Source organism: Domibacillus sp. (genome assembly GCF_031181085.1).
Taxonomy (GTDB): Bacteria; Bacillota; Bacilli; order Bacillales; family Domibacillaceae; genus Domibacillus.
Map to the genome: position 1 here is coordinate 223240 of NZ_JAPSLE010000003.1, position 20610 is coordinate 243849.

A 20610-nucleotide genomic window follows, 5' to 3' on the forward strand; every position below is an offset into this window, starting at 1 on the left:
ATGGAGGTAGATACAGATGAAGCAGTTGATGAAAAGAGGGATAACAGGGCTGATCCTTCTCTGTGTCATCCTTGTTTGTTACATTATTTGGGATAATCGTCGCTTCATTATTGTAGAGCAGGAAATTAAGATCGACGATTTGCCTGAAGAATTTGAAGGGTTCACGATCCTGCAGATAAGCGATCTGCATGAAAAAGTATTTGGCTCCGGGCAGGAAAAACTGATTCAAGCTGTTAATGCGATCGATTATGATGCCATTATTTTTACGGGGGATATGCAAAACGGAAGCATCAATTACGGACCGTTTTATTCCTTGATCGAGGGGATTGAAAACAAAAAGCATGCTCTTTACATAAAAGGAAATGCCGATCCGGAAAATTATCAGTCCGATATGCAAAAGCCATTTGTGAAAAGTGAATTTATTAAGGGGATGGAAAGGAGAGGCGTTCAACTTTTAGAGTCCAATTACACGATTAAGCGCGGTTCTGAAGGAATTCATTTTATTGACTTTGAGTTATCGGCTAAAGCGGATATCCAGGGACAAATCGACATGCTTAATAACCGGTCCATACCTGAAAATGCTGTGTATAGGGATCATTTGAATGCCCGTTTCGACCATCAAACAAAGTTATTGGAAGACATATCTTTTTTAGATAAATCGGACCAGTCCGAAGTGTTCATTGCACTGAATCACTACCCGGTAGTGGATAAGCGGATCGATCAGCTGAACAGCACACCTGGATCTGTTTTCCGGCCTTTTGACCTTATTGTAGCCGGCCATTATCACGGCGGCCAAATTCGGCTTCCTTTTTTAGGTGCTCTTTTTGTGCCGGAAGCATGGTATGAACGAAATGGCTTTCTGCCTCCGCAGGATCGGGTAAAAGGATTATGGACTTACAAAGGAACCAGGCAGTATGTAAGCGCGGGTCTCGGCAGCAGTGATTTTGTTCCTTTTTTAAATTTCCGGTTCCTTAATCCCCCTGAAATCAATGTATTGACGCTGATCGGGAAACACAGGGAATAGCAGTACGGAGAAAAGACAGGCAAGCTTCCTGTCTTTTTTTGCATCGTCTAAAGTCCAGCTCTCTGACATACGAATGAGGAAGGAACGTAAACGGTAAACGTCAGAGAGGAGCGCCCTAATGGACGAAAAACAAGTTATTCAAGTGCACCATGGAGATGTCACGGGAGACCGCGTACCGGATATTGTGTACGTAACAGCCGTTCAAACGGCGGGCAGTTCATTTCTGCAGCAGATCACACTCGTTGTTCAGGACAGGCGGACAGGCGGTTCGTTCCGGCTTTTGCTGCCTGAAAATACGGGCTACAATCCAACGGTATTTCTCGGCGATTTTACCGGCAATGGAGTAAAAGATATTCTGGTGGTGACCGATACAGGCGGGAGCGGCGGCACTGTTTACGCTTATGTGTATTCTTATGATGGTGGCCGTTTTTATTTGATTTTTGACACAGCTCTGTTTAACAAGCAAACACAATACAGTGTCCAGTACCAAAATGATTATAAAGCAGAAGTGACAAGCAGGCAGCCTGCTAAGCGGTATATATTAGACCTGACAACGAAAGGGCCTGATTACTTGAACGAAACCTACAGCCCGGACGGCACATTAAAGCAGCCGGTCGAAGGATGGGTCTCACCGCTTTCAGGGCTTTACCCGATTGATTTTGACCGTAACGGCGTGTATGAGTTAAATGCATGGCAGGGGATTGCCGGACGATATAACGCAGATCGTCTTGGCTATGTGCAAAGCGTGTTAAAATGGAACGAGCGTGCATTTCAAATAGAACAGCAGTATGTATCAATTTGGGGAGAAGAGAAAGAATAAGTACGCATGCTCCTGAAAATAAAGCGTCAAAAACCAAAGTGGTTTTCCGTTTCAATTTTGCAGGATGCATGCGTAGGAAAAATTAGCCTTGAAGCTCTTGCTGAGCAAGGCGGACTAGGCGTTTCGTGATTTCGCCGCCTGTTGAGCCGTTTGCCCGCGAAGTAGTATCTGCTCCAAGCGTGATACCAAATTCGCTGGCAATTTCGTATTTAAATTGTTCCAAAACTTGTTCTGCCCCAGGGACAAGAAGCTGCTGCCGGTTATTGTTTGCCATGTTTTTTCACCACCTCTTTTGTTTGCTTATACTATTTGTTTTGCGGGGGAGAAACATGCAGAAAAAGCAGTAGCAAATGATATCGCTTTTGGAAGGATTCCACTTAGGTGGCACAGGTGTTTTAGTGGATGAAGATAAGGGTAAAGCCAATGAGCAGACCATCTAGTCAAAGGAGTGATTTACATGCATCATGGATATCCAAAAGTAGGAGACTCCCTTCAGGCATTTGTGAATGTATGCGGCCAGCCGTCGCCCGAATCAACCAATGAAATGATCTTATTTGACGTTCCCGGCATCAATGCCAGGTTAACGTGCTGGATCGACGAAGAAAAAAACGTACATAAGCTGTCGAGTTCGATCCCGATGGGTCCGCAGGCAGCGGTAGAGCTGGCGAAACGATTTCTGCCAATGGATGCAAAGCCTGCCGATACAAGCCTTGATACCGATTCAGCCAAGCTGAACGCGTTAATTCAAACGTACAGCGTAGATTATAAAGGAAACCAAAAACAAGCGGTCATTACTGCTGAAGAAACAGGCGCTTTTACAGTTGCCATTGAAGATTAACAGCTCCGGGCCCCAGCTCCCGGAGTTTATTTCGTTTTGATTCATATGTATAGGAGGGAAATCATGCACACAATTGCAGAGATTGAAGCCAACTGGCGGGCACATACGTCAAACCGTCAAACCGCCACATTTGGCATGGGCTGTTTTTGGAGCCCGGACGCTCGTTTTGGTGCCCTGCCCGGTGTGATTCGGACAAGAACCGGCTTTGCGGGCGGTACAACAGGCAATCCGGTCTACCGGCAAATGGGAGATCATACGGAGACGGTACAGATTGAATTTGATCCGGATATCCTTTCTTTTGAAGAAATTCTTCATATCTTTTGGGCGAATCATACGTCAACAAACCGGACAGAATACAAAGACCGCCAGTACATGTCGCTTCTTTTTTATCACAATGATGAACAAAGGCAGGCCATTGAGCAGGTCAAGCGTGAGCTTGAAAGGAAAAGAAATGAACAGATTGAAACAGAGATTCAGCCGTTTTCCATTTTTACCCCTGCAGAAGAAAGACATCAAAAGTATCATTTAAAACGGTTTAAGCGGGCAGCGGAAAAACTAGCCTCCGTGTTTACCACAACCGCTTCTTTTACCGATTCAACTTTGACCGCCCGCCTCAATGGATTTGTAAGAGAATATACTACTTTGCCTCGAATTGAAGAAGAAATCCGTTCATGGTCCATTTCTGATTCAGCCAAGGGCGAGCTCTCTGCTTTTATCCGCGGGCTCCGCTGGTAAAGAGAAAAACGAGTTAAGATACGAGTTAAGATGTTAGGACAGGCTGATACAATCCCATCTTCCCATAAAATACACGCCCTGCTATGAAGCGGGGCGTGTTTCTGTTTGTTCAAGTGCTGCTCCGATGACTTTAATGGCCTCGTATTCATCGATGCCTTTAGCTGTAAGTGTCATTTCCCCATTGGGCGAACCAAGTGCCAGCACCCCCATAATCGATTTCATATTGACGTGCCGGTTTTGATAATGAAGGTAAATATCGGATACGAACTGGCTGGCTAAATGAACAAGCGGAACAGCGGTTTGCGGGGTAAAGCTTCTTACGTGGACGGTTTTGACAAACATGCTTCTCAAACCTTTCTTCGTAGAATAAAAGTATTTTCAGTATACCCGCTTCGATAAAAAATAGAACCTTTTTCAAAAAGATGAAGCTGCCAAAAAGAAACAGGCCTACTTCTCCTCTCTTTCGGGTAAATAACACCGTACTTTTATAGAGAAAAGAGGCTGTAAAAATGAAGAAGTTGTTGCTGTTAGCGGCCGGGCTGTCGATTTGCCTGAGTCCTTTTTCGGCTCAAGCAAAAACAGGGACCCAATCAAAAGACCAGGATGTCATCGTGATTTCCTTTGATGGCATGCGTCAGGATTTAACGGAAAAATACATAAAAGCAGGCGACCTGCCCAATATGGAGGCGCTGATCGAAAAAGGAGTGTGGGCAAAGAAGCCGGAAACCATTGTGCCGTCCTTAACGGCCCCGTCTCATGCCGCACTCTCAACGGGTGCCACCCCAGATAAAACAGGCATTGTCAGCAATGAGTTCCACGATCCGGAAAAAAAGTTTAATAATAAAGATGATGCTTTTCATACAACCATTCATGTATCCCCGATCTGGAGCGAAGCAAGCCGGCAGGGAAAAACAACCGCGACCGTCGCATTTCCAGGAGCCAATCCAGAAACGAAAAACCAGACGGCGGATTACTCTGTTTTTTATGGAGACACGTGGGCGAAAGCCAGCTTAAACGAGCTTTCGTTCAAAGAAGCATCGGGCTGGAAAGGGGCACCAAAAAGTTTTAGTTCGCCGCAGGAAGCTGCCCTGCCGCTGAAGCTGAAAAAGGCTAAAAACCGAACATTATTTGTTCTCGCGACTGATACAACGGATGACGGGCGGACAAACTACGATCAATTTACCGTTTCTGAGGACAAGCAGATACACGCAGAAGACGGACGTGCAAAGCGCGATGAATGGGGCACAGTTCCGCTGACAATGGACAAAGGGGAGCATGCCGGCTTTACCTTCAAGGTAAAAGGAGAAACAACGGATTTAACGGAGCCGGTGCCCTTTTTTAAAACGGCTGTTACATCCGGATTGTTCAGCGGGCCGGAGGGTTTTGAAGCGGGCATTACAGAGCAATTTGGCTTTTTCCCCGTTGAATCTGAGGATGATGCGTTGAAGAAAAAATGGATTACCCGCGAAGAATATGAGCAAATCAGTGCCCGGTTTGATACGTGGATCACTGATGTGTCTCTTTATATAAAGAACACGTATAAGCCTGATGCACTGTTTTTTTATGGTCCCCAGATTGATCATGAGGAGCATAAATACACGCTGACGGATCCGCGCCAGCCGGGCTATACGAAGAAAAAAGCAGACCGTTATGAAACGTATATCAAATGGGCGTATCAGCTGGCAGATGATACAGTCGGCAAAACAGTGGAAGCCATGGATGACAATGACCATTTATTTGTCGTATCAGATCATGGAATGGAAGCGGCACACACGATGCTTGAGCCGAATGCCGTACTGAAAAAAGCGGGCCTTCTTAAAACAAACAAAGACGGCACCATTGATTACTCTAAAACGAAAGCATACGCCGTACCGAGCGGATCAGCCGCCCATGTATACATTAATGCCAAAGCAACCGAGAAAAAAGGCATTGTAGAAAAAGATGAGTTTGACGATGTGAAGCGCCAGGCCATCGACGCATTCAAGACAGCAGAAATAAAGCAGAAAAACCGAAATGATATGCTGGAGCTCGGCTTTGAAGCTGTACTTTCCGGCAATGAAAAAGAGGAGCTGTCAAAGCTGCCGGAAGCAAATATAAAAGGAATATGGGAAGCGGGCTTAAAAGAAACGATTCATCCATATGAAACGATTCTATCGTCTGAGGACACCGAGAAAAAACCGCTTGGCCATGCTCATGCTGGAGATATTTTGTTGATTGGTGCACCTGGATATATGATGGCAAACGGTACGAGCCGTTTCAGCAAGCCATCGCTTGAACTAGGCACTCACGGTGGAAACTCGGCCAAACAGGATTTGCGCCCCGTCTTTATGGCAACAGGGCCTTCATTTAAAGAAGGAAGCACAATTGGGAAAGTATCCACGCTTGATCTGGCTCCGAATGTGTATAACCTGCTCGGCATTAAAGCTCCTTCTTTTGTGGAAGGAGAAGTGAAACCTGCTCTATGGAAGAAAAAAGAGGAATAAATTCGTTAATGTATATACATTAACGAATTAATCGTTCAAAACAACATGAATAGTACCCGGCTTGTCAGTGCGATGGAAGATGTGAACCAATCAAACGGACAGTCGCAGCTGAAACTGCAGCAAGTAAAGGGCGGCCTGGCAACGGTTAAAATGGAAGTGGAAAGCTGCTTAACGATGTTTGGCCGCAATAAAGAAGACCTGGATCAAATGGTTCTTTCCATACAGGAAATCAGCCAGACAACCGAGGGCCTGTCAAAGCTGACTACAAATCCATTAGAAAAAGCAGAACAGACGATGTAAGAAAAAAAGCTGTCTTTATAGAGGACAGCTTTTTACTTTTAATTGGAAAAAGGTGTATAAAAGCTTATAATGTAGAATAAGAAAAGATGGCGGAGGCGGAAAGGAAGGCTTTTAACATGGTTACATATCGACTGAATACGGGCATTACGGCTGCTCAGCTGGCGGAGGTTTTTCAATCCTCCGGTATTCGCCGTCCGGCAGACGATCTGCTTCGTCTGCAGAAAATGATTGACCATGCGGATCTGATAGCCGAAGCATGGCAGGAGCAGGAACTGATTGGAATCGCGCGCGTACTCACGGACTTTTCGTACTGTGCTTACATTTCCGATTTGGCTGTTAAAAAAGAGCATCAAGGACAGGGAATCGGTGCGGCGCTTTTAAAGCACGTAAAAGCGGAGCTGAGCGATGAAGTGGCGCTTGTGCTTCTATCCGCGCCGGAAGCGATCGATTTTTATCCAAAACAGGGCTATGAACGGGTGGATAAAGCTTTTCTCATTCCGCGTAAAAAATAAAACAGCAGCAAAAAGGAGACATGGGCATGGGTCAGTTTTTATTTAACCAGTTAGCATTTGTTCGCAAGCTGACACTTAAAGAAACAGAAGGAATTGATGAAGAAACCTCGCATCTTGTGCCAGCTGGATTCAATAACAATATTAAGTGGAATCTCGGACATATTTATTTGGTCCAAGAGCGGTTCGGCTTCCATTTTACCGGTGATAAAATGGTGATGCCGGACGAGTTTAACAGCTGGTTTGGACGCGGTACAAAGCCAGCTGACTGGCAGGGCGGGGTACCGAAAATGGATGAACTGCGTGCGCTTTTAAAAAACCAGACAGAACGAATTAAGCGGCAGACAGCACACCGCCTGCCGCACCCGCTTGTCGAGCCATTTACCACCTCAACCGGCTTAACGCTTTCATCGGTTGAAGAAATGCTGACATACAGTCTTCACCATGAGGGGCTTCACTCTGAAACGATTAAGTCAATTAAGCGTGTATTGTAGGTGAAAGGGCGGGCTTTGCTGGGAAGCCCGCTTTTTTAATTCTCTTTATTCGGGTTTAAACATCCATTCTATGATTGGGTTACTTAGATGATGCAGCGGACGGGGGCATTAAATGATTGAACTTGCGCATTTTACACGGGAAGATTTCGGCACGCTGATGCAATGGATTTCAAGTGAGGCTTTTATGATTCAGTGGGCGGGTTCTTCTTTTGAATTTCCGCTTCACGTTTATCAGCTTGAACAATACATAAAAGGAGCCAATCAGCCATCTTCAGATACCTTTGTTTTCAAAGCTATTGAGCAGGAAACCGGGAAAATGGTGGGACATCTTTCATTAAAACTCGACCGGCGCAATGACTCTGCACGGATTGGAAAAGTCCTGATCGGTGACGAATCTATGCGTGGCCGTGGTCTCGGTGCCTGCTTGATTGAAGCAGCAGCCGAGCTCGCTTTTTGTACCTTTAAAATGCGTCGTGTCAGTCTTGGGGTCTTTGATTTCAATCATGCAGCCATTGCCTGCTATGAAAAAGTGGGCTTTCAAAAAGAAGGGCTGCTTCGCGATGTACGCAAGTGCGGGGAAGAGTATTGGAGTCTTTGGGAGATGAGCCTGCTGGAGGAAGAATGGAAACAAAAAAGTTTAAAACAAGCAAAATAAAAAGCGGCCTGCCGAAGCAGCCGCTTTTTTTATTTATTGCGAAAAGCCATTCTGCCGTTCAGCATTTGATTTGCGCTTTTCAGCTGAAATGTGTTGGCTTCCTGAGAAAAATCAATTTTAACCGCTTCGTCGTAAAAAACCATCTTCGGCTTTTCCACTAAAATCGGCATCGCATTTGTTTGAAGCAGCACGTCGTGGTCTGAATCAGCTTCATCCACATACCAAAGCGTTGGAATGCCGTTTAGCACACATCCGTTTCCTTCTGTATCCCATTTTAGCTTTAATATACCGTTCTCCCGGTTTTTTAGTGCATGTATTTTTTCGACCGCGGCCGGTGTAATTGTGATTTCCATGTTCATCCGCCCCTCTTGTTTCAGTATAGCATATGAGCATCCGCATCCGTCTTTTTTTGACTTGGTTTTGTCGTTTCTTTGGTGGGGAAAGCGGTATAATAAATAAGAAGAAAGAACATGGCGATGGAGGAAAAAGAATTGGAGAAAAAAGACCAGGATCTTTATGAAGCAATCCGTTTGAATGCGGCTGATATAAGCAAAAAATGGTTTGAAGCCAGACAAAAAACAGATAGGTCTGTTTACGCAAAAAATGCCGGCTCTGTAATTCAAAAAGAATTAAAAGAACAGCATCTTTTTACTATTCATACGATCGCAAGCGGTTTTTTGCCGGATCAAACATTATTTGAACAAAACTTGAAGGAATGGACCGAGATTGTGGTAAACACCCGCCTTGAATGGGATACACCCATTTATGAAGTCATTGCGGCGATTAACAAAACAAGAAACCTGATCTGGGACTTTATCACAGAATACAGTTTAGAGAAAGAAGACATCGATAAAAAAGATATTTTAAACTGGAGTGCCGTGTATCATTCCATTTTAGATACGCTGGTCATTGAGTTTTCTACCCGTTACTATTACTTAACCCGCAGCCGTCTGCAGGGCCAGGAGCAGCTGATTGAGGAGATAGATGCACCGATTATCCCGGTTTCCAAACGAATTGCCATTTTGCCTTTGATCGGTGCGATGGATGAAAAAAGAGCTAAGTCTTTGCTGGAATCCATCCCAGTAAAATGTGCCAAACAGCAAGTAGGGCATTTGGTGATAGACTTTTCCGGCATGAAAGTGATTGACACCTTTGTGGCCAATCAACTGTTTGGCTTAACCCAGTCGCTGCAGCTCCTTGGTATCCAAACGGTTGTATCCGGCATGCGGCCGGAAACAGCACAGACAGCGATTCAGTTAGGGCTGGATTTCAGCCGGCTTGAAACATTTCACGGTCTTCCGCAGGCACTTACGTATCTTGGAGTTGGAAAATAAGCAAAACGGGCAGCCGCAATGGCTGTCTGTTTTTTACGTTGAAATGAAACCATTTAAAATAACATACGTATAGCAAAGAGAAAAGGAGAAAAAATGAGTTTTTTGATATTTGCGGCTGCTCTTTTATTAGAAAAAGCAGTCCGCAAAGTATTCCGAGTGCCGAAAAGGAAAGCTTTATCGATATGTGAATGAAATACACCGCTGGACGGAGTGGGGTATTGCATGAGTCGTACTCATCGGCGGAATTGCCGTGGCTTTTCGGCATCCTAAGGTCGAGCTGTTTTATCTGCTGATTGCTTTTTACTTTCTTTTATATAGTGCACGCGCTTTTTTTGAGTGGAAATTTGAACGGAAAAGCCGCCAGTATATTCTATCTCTGTTTACTATGATTTTGCTAGTGGGCTTGCTTTGGATTATAAACGGGCCCCTGGCATTTATATTAAAGTAGGAGGGACGGTAAATGAGTTTTTTTGACCTCATTCTCATGCTGCATGTTTTAAGCGGTTTTACAGCGCTCTTTACATTTTGGATTCCGCTCGTAACGAAAAAAGGCGGTAAAGCTCATCGGCGGTCCGGCTGGCTGTATACGAGCGGTATGATCGCAGTGGCAATTTCCGCTGTGTATTTGTCCGCAGTAAGGCTGATAGATCCGGCAAGCTCCCAGGAGACGGTATCTTTTTCTCTGTTTCTGCTGTTTATTGCTGTGCTTAGTTCCTCAACGGCTTACTATGGCATAAGGGTACTTCGGTTCAAAGATCGTAAAGGCATACACAAACAAGCCGTTGATCTAGGATTTCCTGTTTTGCTTCTGTTTTCATCCATCGGGATGAGTATGTACGGTTTTTCACAGCACGTGCCGCTTCTGTCCTGGTTTCCCGTGCTCGGTTTGTTTCTAAGCGCATCGCAGCTTGGGTACTGGCTCCGTCCACCTTCACAAAAAATGCATTGGTGGTTCGAGCATTTTGGCGGTATGCTCGGCTGTTCCATTGCTACCATTACCGCTTTTACTGTGTTTGGTGCACCGAGGCTGCTGGATATTGAAAAGGTGAGTATGCTGCTTTGGTTCATACCGATCCTTTTATTGACACCCGTTATAATTGGGCTATCCATTTATTATCGAAAAAAGTTTTAAAAGCGCAGTAAAGCCCGAACTATAAAAAGTCCGGGCTTTTATTTACGTTAATTGCTTTCTTCTTCATCTTCCGTTTCTGTTTCTTCTGTTTCCATTTCTTCGGTGTCTGTATCCGTTTCTTCTTCAGAACCGCCGCATCCTGCTAAAGCGCCAATTGTTAGAAACATGGTCACTCCGCCGGCCGCAAACTTCTTTTTCAGCATAGAATCCATACCGAACTCCTCCTTGAAAAAAGATAGAATGAAAAACAGTCATCTACTTCCCAATTTGAAGAAGGGATAAACAGGCTGGGAAGACCTTTACAAAGTTTTTCCATTTTATTAAAAAAGAACAAAAAAAGGGGGCGGTCCGGATGGGCATTCGGACCGCCAAACAATGCACAATGAATCGGTGGGGTAAAGCTAAATTGATAATGATTATCATTACCGGTTACAAGTATTATCTTAACCGGTGTTTCCAAATCTGTCAACTCATAATGGAAAATGATTTTCATGTAAAAAAGTCCCCCGGTTTTTTAAACAATTTCATCGGCTTTTTAACTGTTAAGGCTTAAATAAACAACTTATACTGAGGGAAGGTTTTGAAAACGCTTTCAAAAGAGGATGGTGGAAAAGTTCATGTATATTAAATCGAAAATGATCGCACCTATTGCAGCGCTGCCGCTGCTTTTATCTTCATGGACAGGGGCGGCTCATGCGGCAAACGAAGAAACAACAAAGCCTCCTGCAGCTGTACAGCTCGAAGCACTGGATAGAGGGCTGCAGGCTGTTCCAACATCAAGTGGTGTCTTTCTCAGCTGGCGGCTCCTCGGAAACGAAGTGGATGGGTACGCCGAAACAGGCATGACAGGTGTGGACTTTCACGTCTATAAGAACGGACAAAAAATCGCAGCTGTTCAAGACAGTACTAATTTTGTTGATCCATCCGGTACAGCGAATGCTTCCTATTTTGTCCGCGCAGTTAAAAACGGCAAAGAATTAAATCAAAGTGATACAGTACAGACATGGAAGCAGCAATACCATGATTTAAAACTGCAAAAGCCTGCAGACGGTGTTACACCAGCCGGAGAACGGTATACGTATTCAGCGAACGACATGAGTGTCGGTGATGTAGATGGAGACGGCCGCTATGAATTTTTCGTCAAATGGGATCCCTCTAATTCAAAGGATGTATCGCAGGCTGGCTACACAGGCAATACCTACATTGACTGTTATACGTTTGAAGGCAAGCTTTTATACCGGATTGACCTCGGCGTCAATATTCGCTCGGGTGCACACTATACTCAATTTCTTGTGTACGACTTTGACGGGGACGGCAAAGCGGAATCAATGTTTAAAACGGCACCAGGTACCAAAATTATTCGTTATAACGACAATGGGGATGTGATATCCCAAAAATATATTACGATGCCAGAGGAAGATATAGAAGCAGGTTATGCCCATACTGATGACTACCGAATGAGCAAAGAAGATTACTACAATCACGTTGTCGAGATGTTTATGAATTGGCATAAGCATGAAGAAGTTGTAAATGGCAGCTGGCCGAAAACATTGGAAGAAAGCTTTGGCATTGAGCCGAAATATACGTATCCGTTGTCTCGAGAAGATGCTCAAAAATTAGCTGACTACTTTATGGATGTGTATGCTCCTGCAAGAAGTGCACGTAACAATTTACGAAATTTCGAAGGCTTTATTGTAAGCGGTCCTGAATATATAACGGTATTTAACGGTGAGACCGGTGCCGAGATGGAAACCATCCCTTATGGAGTCAGCCGTCATGACGATGGACTAATGTGGGGAGATTATGCCATGAGCCGGATTGAACCGGGCAATCGGGTCGACCGGTTTCTTGCAGGAGTCGCATACTTGAATGGCAAAACACCATCCGCCGTTTTTGCACGCGGCTACTATACACGTGCAGCACTTGTTTCCTATGATTGGGACGGAGAAAAGCTGCGCGAAGTATGGACAGCAGACAGCGGTTGGACACCGATGAAAAATCCTTTTAACGACAGTCCGCACGGAACAAGCGGTGAAGATCCGGCCCTCGGGGCACTTGCTAACCAGGGTGCCCATTTCTTAAGTACAGCAGATGTAGACAGAGATGGGAAGCAGGAAATCGTGTACGGATCGGCAACGGTTGATCATGACGGCAGTCTGCTTTACAGTTCCACAGGCACAATGCCGGCACAAAGCGCTGCGCCGGGAACAACCGCGAAGCTTGGCCATGGTGATGCCATTCACGTAACGGATATAGATCCGGACCGGAAAGGGCTCGAAATCTTCATGGTACATGAAGGTGCCGCTCATGCTCCGTATGGTTATGCGATGCGCGATGCGAAAACCGGCCGGGTCATTTACGGTGCTTATACCGGCAAAGACACGGGACGAGGTATGGCGGGAGACATTGATCCATCCAAAAGAGGGCTGGAAACATGGGCAATAGACCTGCGGACCGCCCAGGGCGAGGCAATCGGCACGAAAATTCCCGGCACGAATATGAACATTAAATGGGCGCCCGATATAACGACGCAAATTATAAATGGATCAGGGGAAGGCACGCCAAGCATTAATGACTGGCTGGAAGGAAGAAAGCTGCTGGCGGAAAATACGCGTACAAATAACGGTACAAAAGGAAATCCGTCTCTTGTAGCGGATGTATTTGGCGACTGGCGTGAGGAACTGATGCTGCGGACCGCGGACAGCAGTGCAATCCGCATATTCACAAGCACCGAGCAAACAGAACGGAAAATGTATACGTTGATGCATGATACGCAATACAGAACGAGTATTGCTGGACAAAACACCGCCTACAATCAGCCGGCGTACACAAGCTTTTACTTTGCATCGGATACGGATTGGTCTTCTGTACCACAGCCCGAGTATCAAACGCCTGGAACAGCCCGTTCACTTCAAGCTTTAGTAGACAAATATTTGGAGGCCGGAGAGATCTCCCATTCAACTAGCAAAAAGCTGGATAACGCACTGAAACAAGCCTTACACCAGCATGAAAAAGACGAAACAAGTCAAGCTGTTTTCTTCTTGGATAAATTTGTTTCTTATACAGACAAGGCAGAAAGCGGCCGGGCACAGTTGAATTTATCCAGCCATGCCGAACAGCTGAAAAAAGAATGGCTGAAAAAAGAATGATTTGATCCATTTCTTGAAACAAAACACCCGATCATTCGTATAAAAGGAAGAATGGGGTGGTCAGTAAATGGAAACAAACATTAAAGCACCAAGCAAAAGCATTTCACCACAGGCAGTGAGAATGTGGCGGCTGAGCAGGGCGATTGGCCATGCAGCCGCCTTTTTCCTGATTTCTGCACTGCTGGCAATGGATGCAGTCTGGGGCTGGTGGAGCTGGATTGGCTGGCTGCTGTATGGATCAGCAGGCTTCACGGTGCTATCAGCTGTTTTTACGATTGGCATTGAGCCATCTATTCTGCAGCGAACATGGCGATATGAGGTAAGCGAAGAATATGTCCAGTTAAAGCACGGAGTGCTGACGCGGGTTCATGTACTCGTGCCTATGGCGAAAGTGGAATATGTCACGACGAATCAAGGGCCTGTTATGCGTAAATATGGCTTGTATAACGTGGTAATTGGGACAATGGCCTCCTCACATAATATTCCGGCTGTTCCGGAAAAAGAAGCTTTTGCGCTGCGAGAACAAATTGCCGAGCTTGCACAGGTGAAAGACAATGAGTAGGCAGCAAAAGCATCTTCATCCCGCCCATATGCTGCTGTCTATTGTTCATACAGTTCGTAATGCTTTTTTCCCCGCACTATTTCTTTTTGTTTTTCATCCTGCCGGGGAAGGCAGCTGGATTTATTGGGGCCGCTTCGGTTTTTTCGCTTTTATAGCGGTCAGCATTATATGGGCTGTACTAAAGTGGTGGATGTTCCGCTATGAATTTCGTGCACACGCGCTCTACGTGTATGACGGTTTGTTTATAAAATCAGAACGTCATGTCCCGTTAGACCGTATTCAAAATGTGCAGCGGAATACGTCTTTTCTTCACAGGGTGCTCGGCCTAACCGCGCTTTCGCTGGAAACCGGTGGAGAAGAAGCCTCTTTGAAGCTGGCGGCTGTGACGAAGCGGGAAGCAGATCGAATTGAATTGATCGTAAGAGGAGAAGAGGAGCCGGATGAGCGAAGGCTGCACTTTCAAGCAACAAATCGCGAACTGTTAAAAGCATCTTTTACATCGTTTAGTTTTTTTCTTATTATTCCCCTGCTCACCTCGCTGTATTTTACCATTGATGATTTTCTCAGTCTCGGTGGATTTACAAAAAAAGCAGTCGATTATGTAGCTGGTTCGCTTTGGCTGCTTGTTCCCATCCTTGCCGGATTTGTCATATTGGGCATAGCAGCAGGGATTATCATTACGTATTTGCAATATGGCAATTCGGCTATTATGTCAGATGAAAAGCGAATTTATTTAAAAAAAGGACTGCTAAATGAAACGTTTTTCACGATTACAAGGGAGAAAGTACAGGCGGTTAAATGGAAGCAGTCTTTTGTGAAAAAATGGTTTGGACTGGTCGAAGTAGAATTGATCAGCGCCGGTGATACGGGAGAAGATGAGCTTGAAACCAACTCGCTGTACCCATTTTTGCCGGAAAAAGAAGCACAGAACATGATAAAGGAGCTTCTGCCGCAGTATGAGCTAAAAAATGAGATGCAGAAACTGCCCCGGGCTGCATTATGGATAAAGCTTCTGCGTCCAAGCTATGTATGGACCTTAGTGACGGCGGCTTTGTTCTGGCAGCTTCCTGCTTACTGGTATGCTTCACCGGTTCTGCTTTTTTGGATCCTGCTGCTTAGGTGGCTTGAATGGAAGCAGGCACGCTATACAATCAACGGAGAGTTTATCCAGCTCAAAACAGGTGCTTTGTTTACAGAGGTGCTGCTGACAACACGTGGAAAAGTGCAGGAAGTAGAAGTGAAGGAAGGGGTGCTGCAGCGCCAGTGGAAGCTGGCGACAATTCGTACTGCCAACCGGGCAAATCCAGTTCATTACACGGAGCTTAGGGATGTGTCCGTCCAAACTGCCCGTGAATTTTATTGCTGGTATGCAGACCGTTCGTAACGGCTCGGCTTCTTCACCTCTACAAGCTAGAAAAAAGTACAGCTGGCTGTCTCGTTGCGTATATAATAGACGAGAGGTGAGAGAAGCATTGAAATATAAACAAATTAAACCGAAAAAAATATATGAAGAAGTGGCAGATACGCTGCTTGAATCGATACGTTCAGGGGATTTGAAGCCAGGTGAAAAGCTTGACTCTGTCCAGCAACTGGCTGAAAGCTTTCAAGTCGGCAGATCTGCTATTAGAGAAGCACTCACATCTCTTCGTGCGATGGGGCTTATTGAAATGCGGCAGGGAGAAGGCACATATGTGAAAGCATTTGAACCGGGAGATATTGCTTTTCCTCTGCAAAGCGCCCTGCTGATGAATAAAGAAGACCTGCAGCAGTTAATGGAAGTGCGTAAGATTTTGGAAACGGGCATTGCCGCCTCTGCAGCAGCGCGGCGTACTCAGGCAGACATAGAAGAGATGCAAAGTGCTCTTTCCGATATGGTTACTCATTCTGGAGATGCTGAGCGAGGAGAAGAAGCAGACCTTGCTTTTCACTTAGCTGTTGCGAAAGCGGCCGGCAATGATCTTTTGTTAAGCTTAATGAATCATGTTTCGGACATGACAGCCGAGTCGATGCGGGAAACGCGCCGTATTTGTTTATATGAAGCGAGTGCTACCGTTGAGCAGCTGAATCAGCAGCATGAAGCGATTTTAAAAGCCATTCAAGTCCAAAAAGCAGAAGAAGCGAGAAAAGCAATGGGTGTCCATCTTGATTACGTAGCATCGGTCCTGCGCAAGCACCTAGAAATAGAATAAAAAAACAGGCTTTTGATAGAGGAAAAGCCGTCTCTTGCCGGCTTTCTCTCTGTTAAAGAAAGTCTTGGAAAATGAAAGCGCTTATAGTATTATTAAAAGAAATCATATTAAACAGGTCATCTGATGACCTTACTTTTGAGGTGAAGTAACGTGAAGGTTACACTTTTTATTACGTGTATCGTTGACATGTTCCAGGCGGATGTAGGCAAAGCAACGGTAGAAGTGCTGGAACGCCTTGGCTGCGACATTGAATTTCCGCTGGGGCAGGTATGCTGCGGGCAGCCGGCTTACAACTCGGGATATGTAGAAGAGTCAAAAGATGCCATGAAAAAAATGATTACGACATTTGAGAACGCGGAGATCATCGTAACTCCGTCCGGATCTTGTGCCACGATGTTTAAAGAATACCAGCATATTTTTCATAATGATCCCGTCTGGCGTCCGCGCGCAGAACGATTGGCCGCAAAAACCTATGAGCTGACCGAATTTATCGTTCATGTATTAGGAGTGGAAAACATAGGTGCGAAGCTAAACGGGGTGGCGACTTATCACCCGTCCTGCCATATGACACGGCTTCTTGGTGTAAAAGATGCGCCGATGACCTTGCTTCAAAATGTGGAAGGGCTTCGCTTTGAACCGCTGCCAAACGCGCATAACTGCTGTGGCTTTGGCGGCACGTTTTCCGTGAAGATGGGCAATATTTCGGAGCAGATGGTTGACGAAAAAGTCGACTCGGCCGAGCAGACAGGAGCTCACTTTTTAATTGGAGCCGATGGCGGCTGCCTGATGAATATCGGTGGACGTATAGAACGAAGAGGAAAACCAATCCGCGTGATGCATATCGCGGAAGTGTTAAACAGCCGGTGAGGGGGGAAACAGCATGGCAATGAAAATCGGAGAAGGCAAATTTAAAGAAAACGTCAACAAAAACATGGAAGATACCTTTATGCGAGGTGCGGTAGCAGGCGCACAAGAACGGCTCCGCACACGCCGGCTTGATGCGGCAGAAGAGCTTGGAAACTGGGAAGAGTGGCGGTCACACGGAGAGGAAATTCGCAAGCATGTCTTAGATAACCTCGACTACTATTTGCATGAGCTGGCTGAAAACCTTCAAAAACGCGGCGGACATGTGTTTTTCGCCGAGACAGCAGACGAAGCGACTGGATATATCCGAGAAGTTGTAAACGCGAATGGCGGCAAAAAAATTCTGAAGGCTAAATCAATGGTCACAGAAGAAATCAGTTTAAATCAAGTGCTGGAAGAGGAAGGCTGCAAAGTGATTGAGACAGATCTTGGCGAGTATATCCTGCAGCTTGATGAACATGATCCGCCTTCTCACATCGTTGCGCCGGCCCTCCATAAAAACAAAGAGCAGATTCGGGAGGTGTTTTCTGACAAGCTAGATTACAAGATGACTTCTAAACCGGAAGAACTGGCACTGCATGCGCGTGAAACGCTGCGCCAGGAGTTTTTAACAGCCGACATCGGCATTACCGGCTGCAACTTCGCCATTGCAGAATCCGGATCGGTAGGTCTTGTGACGAACGAAGGAAACGCCGGGCTTGTGTCGGACCTGCCCAAAACGCAAATTGCTGTGATGGGCATGGAGCGGATTGTACCAACGTTTGAGGAATTTGAAGTGCTTGTGGGCCTCTTGACGCGCAGTGCGGTCGGACAGAAATTAACGAGCTATATCACAGCGCTTACCGGCCCTCGCGAAGAAGGGGACGCGGATGGACCGGAAGAATTTCACCTTGTGATCGTGGATAACGGGCGTTCAAAGATTTTAGGCACGGAATTTCAATCCGTTCTGCAGTGTATCCGCTGTGCGGCCTGTATTAACGTCTGTCCGGTATACCGCCATATTGGAGGACACTCCTACAATTCGATTTATCCGGGGCCGATTGGAGCCGTTCTCACACCGCTTCTTGGTGGCTATGATGACTTTAAAGATCTTCCTTATGCTTCGACGCTTTGTGCTGCCTGCACGGACGCCTGCCCGGTGAAAATTCCGCTGCATGAACTGCTGCACAAGCATCGGCAGGTGATTGTAGAAAGAGAAGGACGCGCACCTATTTCTGAAAAGCTTGCGATGAAAGCGTTTGGGCTTGGAGCCGCTTCAAATCCTATGTATGCAGCAGGCTCGAAAATGGCTGCGGCGATGATGAAGCCGTTTACGAAAAATGACCGCATTTCAAGCGGGCCGGGACCATTAAAAGCATGGACAGAAATCCGGGAATTTCCGGCGCCAAATAAGGAGCGTTTCCGTGACTGGTTTAAACAGCATGAAAAAGGAGGCGGCGGACAATGATCCATCAGCGTGAATCTTTTTTAAACAACGTGGCCAGGCAGCTTGGCCGCAGCCGCAATACAAGTGTGAAGCCGGAGCGAAACTGGCAGTTTCGTCCGCAGGATAAAACGCTGACAGATAAAACGCCGGATGAATTAATGAATGTGCTGCGTGACCAGTGCCGGCTGATTCATACTGAATTGATTGAAACGACCAGCAGCAAGCTGGCGGAAGTATTGGAAGCGACCGTTCATTTATACGGCGGCGGACCGATATCCCTTTGGAAGGACCCGCGCTTTACGGAGTTTGGCCTGGATGGGCTGCTGAAAGAAACGTGGCCATTGCGTAATGTGGAAGTAAACGAATGGGATGCTGCCCGCGGCCGGGAAAATATCACCCAGGCAGAGCGGGCGAACATTGGTATTACTTTCAGTGATATCACCCTTGCTGAATCCGGTACGGTCGTCCTGTTTTCCGGTGCTGGAAAAGGGCGCACGATCAGCCTTCTTCCGCGCAACTATATTGCTCTCGTGCCGAAAAGTACGATTGTACCGCGTATGACGCAGGCAGCGCAGGAAATTTCCCGGCGTGTGCAGGCGGGTGAGACGATTTCGTCATGCATCAATTTTATTACCGGTCCAAGTAACTCTGCTGATATTGAAATGAACCTCGTTGTTGGTGTGCATGGTCCTGTTAAAGCCGCGTATATTGTGATTGAAGACCGGTAATGCTGAAGCTGCACAGCGGCTGATGGATCAGACTGCCCGTTTCAACATTGGAATTTTGCGATTTCCTGCAGAGTACGTTTATAAAACGTATGAAATGGGCAAATCGTTAACAAAAGGTTCTGGCAGCGATGCCGCGCGCAAAGGAGAGTAACCATGATTAAACATGTACTTTTTGATGGAAAAGAAGCCATCCAAGCATCCAACGATTACCTTCAACTTCTCATGATCCCGTCATTTGGGAGCAATGTGATTTCATTAATTGATAAGAAAACGGGAAAAGAATTGCTCGTGAAGCCGGATTCATTTGCGGCATTAACTGAAAATCCGATGCTCAATGGCATCCCGGTTCTGTTTCCGCCGAATCGGATTGAAAACGGTACGTTTATATTTAACGGCACTACGCACCATTTTCCAATCAACGAAATTGACAAGCATCACATTCATGGTTTTGTATACGACCAGCCTTGGCAGGTCACGAATGAAAAAGAAGAACAAGATGTTGTGGCTATCCAGACGATGATTCAACTTGACCAGCCTGCGATTTATAAAGGGGCGTCTATCCAATTAACATACGAGCTTGACGGAGCGATTTTACGCCAAACAGCGACCGTTAAAAACAGCGGTGACAAACCATTCCCATGGGGAATCGGCTACCACACTTCTTTTTTATTTGATGAAAAGCATTCTTCTTTTTCCTTAACGAAAAAAAGCCAGTGGCTGTTAACGGATGAAGCGATTCCAACAGGAGAGCAGGTGCCGGGGGAGCCGATGAAAGAAATCAGTTTGCAGGCCATGCCGCTTGATGATGCATATGCAGCTTTTAGCGAAGGAAACGAGGCTGTTATGCATAACAGGGAAACAGGCTGTACGGTTACATATCGAACGGACTCCTCCTTTAAACATTGGGTCATCTACAATGGAAATGGAAAGGAAGGATTTGTCTGTCCAGAGCCTTACACATGCATCACCAATGCGTTTAATATGAACCTTTCACCTGAAGAAACGGGATTGCGCATCCTGATGCCGGGTGAAGAAGATACAGTAAGAACAGAAATTGAAGTCAGCTCCTTATCTACTCCGCAGTGATGCCACTGCGGATTTTTTGGTATAATGAGGAAAAGAGCCGAAAGAAGAGGACAATATGAAAAAATCACTCATCGAAACGCTTTTAACGGAAATGCCGCCGGATGATTATCTGCGAAGAGAAGCGGATGAGTTGAAGGAGAGGAAGAAAAAGATAGATTTTACCCCTCTCAAGCCGGCATCAAAAGGGCCTGCGCCGGAGTTCACTTTTCTCGCCATGATGGCTGGCTTTGCAGGCATTATGACCGGTGCCGCGTACCTGCTGATTTTTTAAGGAGAAAAAAA

The 20610-nt window shown here is 45.9% G+C and carries 25 protein-coding genes; 21 read left to right on the forward strand and 4 right to left on the reverse strand.

Annotated elements, in window-relative coordinates; all coding sequences use genetic code 11:
• The first annotated feature begins 16 nt into the window (after window positions 1–16).
• Window positions 17–1024: a metallophosphoesterase gene (locus tag RIN81_RS06980; protein ID WP_309088698.1), complete on the forward strand. Its 1008-nt coding sequence runs from the start codon at window positions 17–19 to the stop codon at window positions 1022–1024.
• A gap of 118 nt (window positions 1025–1142) precedes the next feature.
• Window positions 1143–1844 carry a hypothetical protein gene (locus tag RIN81_RS06985; protein ID WP_309088700.1) on the forward strand — a complete coding sequence of 234 codons (702 nt, stop codon included), beginning with the start codon at window positions 1143–1145 and terminating at the stop codon, window positions 1842–1844.
• 82 nt (window positions 1845–1926) lie between these two features.
• Here the strand turns inward: RIN81_RS06985 and RIN81_RS06990 are convergent, their stop codons facing one another.
• Window positions 1927–2118, reverse strand: a complete 192-nt coding sequence (locus RIN81_RS06990) for an alpha/beta-type small acid-soluble spore protein (RefSeq protein WP_242234101.1) — start codon at window positions 2116–2118, stop codon at window positions 1927–1929.
• 183 nt (window positions 2119–2301) lie between these two features.
• Between RIN81_RS06990 and RIN81_RS06995 the strand changes: the two genes are divergently transcribed.
• Together RIN81_RS06995 and msrA are read left to right on the forward strand one after the other, a co-directional pair.
• Window positions 2302–2682 carry a hypothetical protein gene (locus RIN81_RS06995; protein WP_309088704.1) on the forward strand — a complete coding sequence of 127 codons (381 nt, stop codon included), beginning with the start codon at window positions 2302–2304 and terminating at the stop codon, window positions 2680–2682.
• Between the two features lie 63 nt (window positions 2683–2745).
• Entirely contained in the window at window positions 2746–3417 is a 672-nt protein-coding gene (gene msrA / locus RIN81_RS07000) for a peptide-methionine (S)-S-oxide reductase MsrA (protein ID WP_309088706.1), read from the forward strand.
• 81 nt (window positions 3418–3498) lie between these two features.
• Here the strand turns inward: msrA and RIN81_RS07005 are convergent, their stop codons facing one another.
• Window positions 3499–3759, reverse strand: coding sequence for an HPr family phosphocarrier protein (locus tag RIN81_RS07005; protein WP_309088709.1), 261 nt, complete (start codon window positions 3757–3759; stop codon window positions 3499–3501).
• Window positions 3760–3926: 167 nt separating this feature from the next.
• Between RIN81_RS07005 and RIN81_RS07010 the strand changes: the two genes are divergently transcribed.
• The 5 genes from RIN81_RS07010 (at window position 3927) to RIN81_RS07030 (ending at window position 7858) form a co-directional block, all read left to right on the forward strand.
• On the forward strand, window positions 3927–5900 hold the full coding sequence (locus RIN81_RS07010) for an alkaline phosphatase family protein (protein ID WP_309088711.1): 1974 nt from the start codon (window positions 3927–3929) through the stop codon (window positions 5898–5900).
• Window positions 5901–5945: 45 nt separating this feature from the next.
• Window positions 5946–6200 carry a hypothetical protein gene (locus RIN81_RS07015; protein ID WP_309088713.1) on the forward strand — a complete coding sequence of 85 codons (255 nt, stop codon included), beginning with the start codon at window positions 5946–5948 and terminating at the stop codon, window positions 6198–6200.
• Between the two features lie 116 nt (window positions 6201–6316).
• The gene (locus RIN81_RS07020) at window positions 6317–6712 is read left to right on the forward strand and encodes a GNAT family N-acetyltransferase (protein WP_309088715.1); all 396 of its coding nucleotides are present in this window, start codon (window positions 6317–6319) and stop codon (window positions 6710–6712) included.
• A gap of 26 nt (window positions 6713–6738) precedes the next feature.
• On the forward strand, window positions 6739–7203 hold the full coding sequence (locus RIN81_RS07025; RefSeq protein ID WP_309088718.1) for a DinB family protein: 465 nt from the start codon (window positions 6739–6741) through the stop codon (window positions 7201–7203).
• A 112-nt stretch (window positions 7204–7315) separates the two neighbouring features.
• Window positions 7316–7858: a GNAT family N-acetyltransferase gene (locus tag RIN81_RS07030; protein ID WP_309088720.1), complete on the forward strand. Its 543-nt coding sequence runs from the start codon at window positions 7316–7318 to the stop codon at window positions 7856–7858.
• Between the two features lie 29 nt (window positions 7859–7887).
• Here RIN81_RS07030 and RIN81_RS07035 read toward each other — a convergent pair whose 3' ends face one another.
• Complete coding sequence (locus RIN81_RS07035; protein ID WP_309088722.1) at window positions 7888–8211, reverse strand: iron-sulfur cluster biosynthesis family protein; 324 nt, start codon at window positions 8209–8211, stop codon at window positions 7888–7890.
• A 117-nt stretch (window positions 8212–8328) separates the two neighbouring features.
• Between RIN81_RS07035 and RIN81_RS07040 the strand changes: the two genes are divergently transcribed.
• From RIN81_RS07040 to RIN81_RS07045, 3 genes are all read left to right on the forward strand, one after another.
• The gene (locus tag RIN81_RS07040) at window positions 8329–9192 is read left to right on the forward strand and encodes an STAS domain-containing protein (protein WP_309088724.1); all 864 of its coding nucleotides are present in this window, start codon (window positions 8329–8331) and stop codon (window positions 9190–9192) included.
• Between the two features lie 235 nt (window positions 9193–9427).
• A complete protein-coding gene (locus tag RIN81_RS15800; protein WP_375164518.1) occupies window positions 9428–9640 on the forward strand; it encodes a DUF4181 domain-containing protein in 213 nt (70 codons plus the stop codon).
• Window positions 9641–9652: 12 nt separating this feature from the next.
• Window positions 9653–10324 (forward strand): DUF2306 domain-containing protein, encoded by a 672-nt coding sequence (locus tag RIN81_RS07045; RefSeq protein ID WP_309088726.1) that lies wholly within the window; start codon window positions 9653–9655, stop codon window positions 10322–10324.
• Window positions 10325–10371: 47 nt separating this feature from the next.
• Here the strand turns inward: RIN81_RS07045 and RIN81_RS07050 are convergent, their stop codons facing one another.
• Window positions 10372–10536, reverse strand: coding sequence for a hypothetical protein (locus RIN81_RS07050; RefSeq protein WP_309088728.1), 165 nt, complete (start codon window positions 10534–10536; stop codon window positions 10372–10374).
• A gap of 405 nt (window positions 10537–10941) precedes the next feature.
• Between RIN81_RS07050 and RIN81_RS07055 the strand changes: the two genes are divergently transcribed.
• From RIN81_RS07055 to RIN81_RS07095, 9 genes are all read left to right on the forward strand, one after another.
• Window positions 10942–13473, forward strand: coding sequence for a rhamnogalacturonan lyase (locus RIN81_RS07055; protein WP_309088730.1), 2532 nt, complete (start codon window positions 10942–10944; stop codon window positions 13471–13473).
• 67 nt (window positions 13474–13540) lie between these two features.
• A complete protein-coding gene (locus RIN81_RS07060; protein ID WP_309088732.1) occupies window positions 13541–14035 on the forward strand; it encodes a PH domain-containing protein in 495 nt (164 codons plus the stop codon).
• Window positions 14028–15419 (forward strand): PH domain-containing protein, encoded by a 1392-nt coding sequence (locus RIN81_RS07065; protein WP_309088734.1) that lies wholly within the window; start codon window positions 14028–14030, stop codon window positions 15417–15419. Before RIN81_RS07060 ends, RIN81_RS07065 begins: the two co-directional genes overlap by 8 nt.
• A gap of 88 nt (window positions 15420–15507) precedes the next feature.
• Window positions 15508–16224, forward strand: a complete 717-nt coding sequence (locus RIN81_RS07070; protein ID WP_309088736.1) for a FadR/GntR family transcriptional regulator — start codon at window positions 15508–15510, stop codon at window positions 16222–16224.
• Window positions 16225–16374: 150 nt separating this feature from the next.
• Complete coding sequence (locus RIN81_RS07075; protein ID WP_309088738.1) at window positions 16375–17091, forward strand: (Fe-S)-binding protein; 717 nt, start codon at window positions 16375–16377, stop codon at window positions 17089–17091.
• Window positions 17092–17104: 13 nt separating this feature from the next.
• Window positions 17105–18535 (forward strand): LutB/LldF family L-lactate oxidation iron-sulfur protein, encoded by a 1431-nt coding sequence (locus RIN81_RS07080; RefSeq protein WP_309088740.1) that lies wholly within the window; start codon window positions 17105–17107, stop codon window positions 18533–18535.
• A complete protein-coding gene (locus RIN81_RS07085) occupies window positions 18532–19242 on the forward strand; it encodes a LutC/YkgG family protein (RefSeq protein ID WP_309088742.1) in 711 nt (236 codons plus the stop codon). The genes RIN81_RS07080 and RIN81_RS07085 overlap by 4 nt, the downstream gene beginning before the upstream one ends.
• Window positions 19243–19395: 153 nt before the next feature.
• Complete coding sequence (locus RIN81_RS07090) at window positions 19396–20328, forward strand: aldose 1-epimerase (RefSeq protein ID WP_309088744.1); 933 nt, start codon at window positions 19396–19398, stop codon at window positions 20326–20328.
• Window positions 20329–20383: 55 nt separating this feature from the next.
• The gene (locus tag RIN81_RS07095) at window positions 20384–20599 is read left to right on the forward strand and encodes a hypothetical protein (protein WP_309088746.1); all 216 of its coding nucleotides are present in this window, start codon (window positions 20384–20386) and stop codon (window positions 20597–20599) included.
• Window positions 20600–20610 lie beyond the last annotated feature (11 nt).

Excerpts from the sequence above, each read along its gene's own strand:
- RIN81_RS07005 (WP_309088709.1), bottom strand. The coding sequence starts at position 3,759 with ATGTTTGTCAAAACCGTCCACGTAAGAAGCTTTACCCCGCAAACCGCT.
- RIN81_RS07045 (WP_309088726.1), top strand. The coding sequence starts at position 9,653 with ATGAGTTTTTTTGACCTCATTCTCATGCTGCATGTTTTAAGCGGTTTT.
- RIN81_RS06985 (WP_309088700.1), top strand. The coding sequence starts at position 1,143 with ATGGACGAAAAACAAGTTATTCAAGTGCACCATGGAGATGTCACGGGA.
- RIN81_RS07085 (WP_309088742.1), top strand. The coding sequence starts at position 18,532 with ATGATCCATCAGCGTGAATCTTTTTTAAACAACGTGGCCAGGCAGCTT.
- RIN81_RS07080 (WP_309088740.1), top strand. The coding sequence starts at position 17,105 with ATGGCAATGAAAATCGGAGAAGGCAAATTTAAAGAAAACGTCAACAAA.
- RIN81_RS06990 (WP_242234101.1), bottom strand. The coding sequence starts at position 2,118 with ATGGCAAACAATAACCGGCAGCAGCTTCTTGTCCCTGGGGCAGAACAA.
- RIN81_RS07060 (WP_309088732.1), top strand. The coding sequence starts at position 13,541 with ATGGAAACAAACATTAAAGCACCAAGCAAAAGCATTTCACCACAGGCA.
- RIN81_RS07090 (WP_309088744.1), top strand. The coding sequence starts at position 19,396 with ATGATTAAACATGTACTTTTTGATGGAAAAGAAGCCATCCAAGCATCC.
- msrA (WP_309088706.1), top strand. The coding sequence starts at position 2,746 with ATGCACACAATTGCAGAGATTGAAGCCAACTGGCGGGCACATACGTCA.
- RIN81_RS07015 (WP_309088713.1), top strand. The coding sequence starts at position 5,946 with ATGAATAGTACCCGGCTTGTCAGTGCGATGGAAGATGTGAACCAATCA.
- RIN81_RS06995 (WP_309088704.1), top strand. The coding sequence starts at position 2,302 with ATGCATCATGGATATCCAAAAGTAGGAGACTCCCTTCAGGCATTTGTG.
- RIN81_RS07050 (WP_309088728.1), bottom strand. The coding sequence starts at position 10,536 with ATGGATTCTATGCTGAAAAAGAAGTTTGCGGCCGGCGGAGTGACCATG.
- RIN81_RS07010 (WP_309088711.1), top strand. The coding sequence starts at position 3,927 with ATGAAGAAGTTGTTGCTGTTAGCGGCCGGGCTGTCGATTTGCCTGAGT.
- RIN81_RS07095 (WP_309088746.1), top strand. The coding sequence starts at position 20,384 with ATGAAAAAATCACTCATCGAAACGCTTTTAACGGAAATGCCGCCGGAT.
- RIN81_RS07040 (WP_309088724.1), top strand. The coding sequence starts at position 8,329 with ATGGCGATGGAGGAAAAAGAATTGGAGAAAAAAGACCAGGATCTTTAT.
- RIN81_RS07030 (WP_309088720.1), top strand. The coding sequence starts at position 7,316 with ATGATTGAACTTGCGCATTTTACACGGGAAGATTTCGGCACGCTGATG.
- RIN81_RS07065 (WP_309088734.1), top strand. The coding sequence starts at position 14,028 with ATGAGTAGGCAGCAAAAGCATCTTCATCCCGCCCATATGCTGCTGTCT.
- RIN81_RS06980 (WP_309088698.1), top strand. The coding sequence starts at position 17 with ATGAAGCAGTTGATGAAAAGAGGGATAACAGGGCTGATCCTTCTCTGT.
- RIN81_RS07025 (WP_309088718.1), top strand. The coding sequence starts at position 6,739 with ATGGGTCAGTTTTTATTTAACCAGTTAGCATTTGTTCGCAAGCTGACA.
- RIN81_RS07055 (WP_309088730.1), top strand. The coding sequence starts at position 10,942 with ATGTATATTAAATCGAAAATGATCGCACCTATTGCAGCGCTGCCGCTG.
- RIN81_RS07020 (WP_309088715.1), top strand. The coding sequence starts at position 6,317 with ATGGTTACATATCGACTGAATACGGGCATTACGGCTGCTCAGCTGGCG.
- RIN81_RS07035 (WP_309088722.1), bottom strand. The coding sequence starts at position 8,211 with ATGGAAATCACAATTACACCGGCCGCGGTCGAAAAAATACATGCACTA.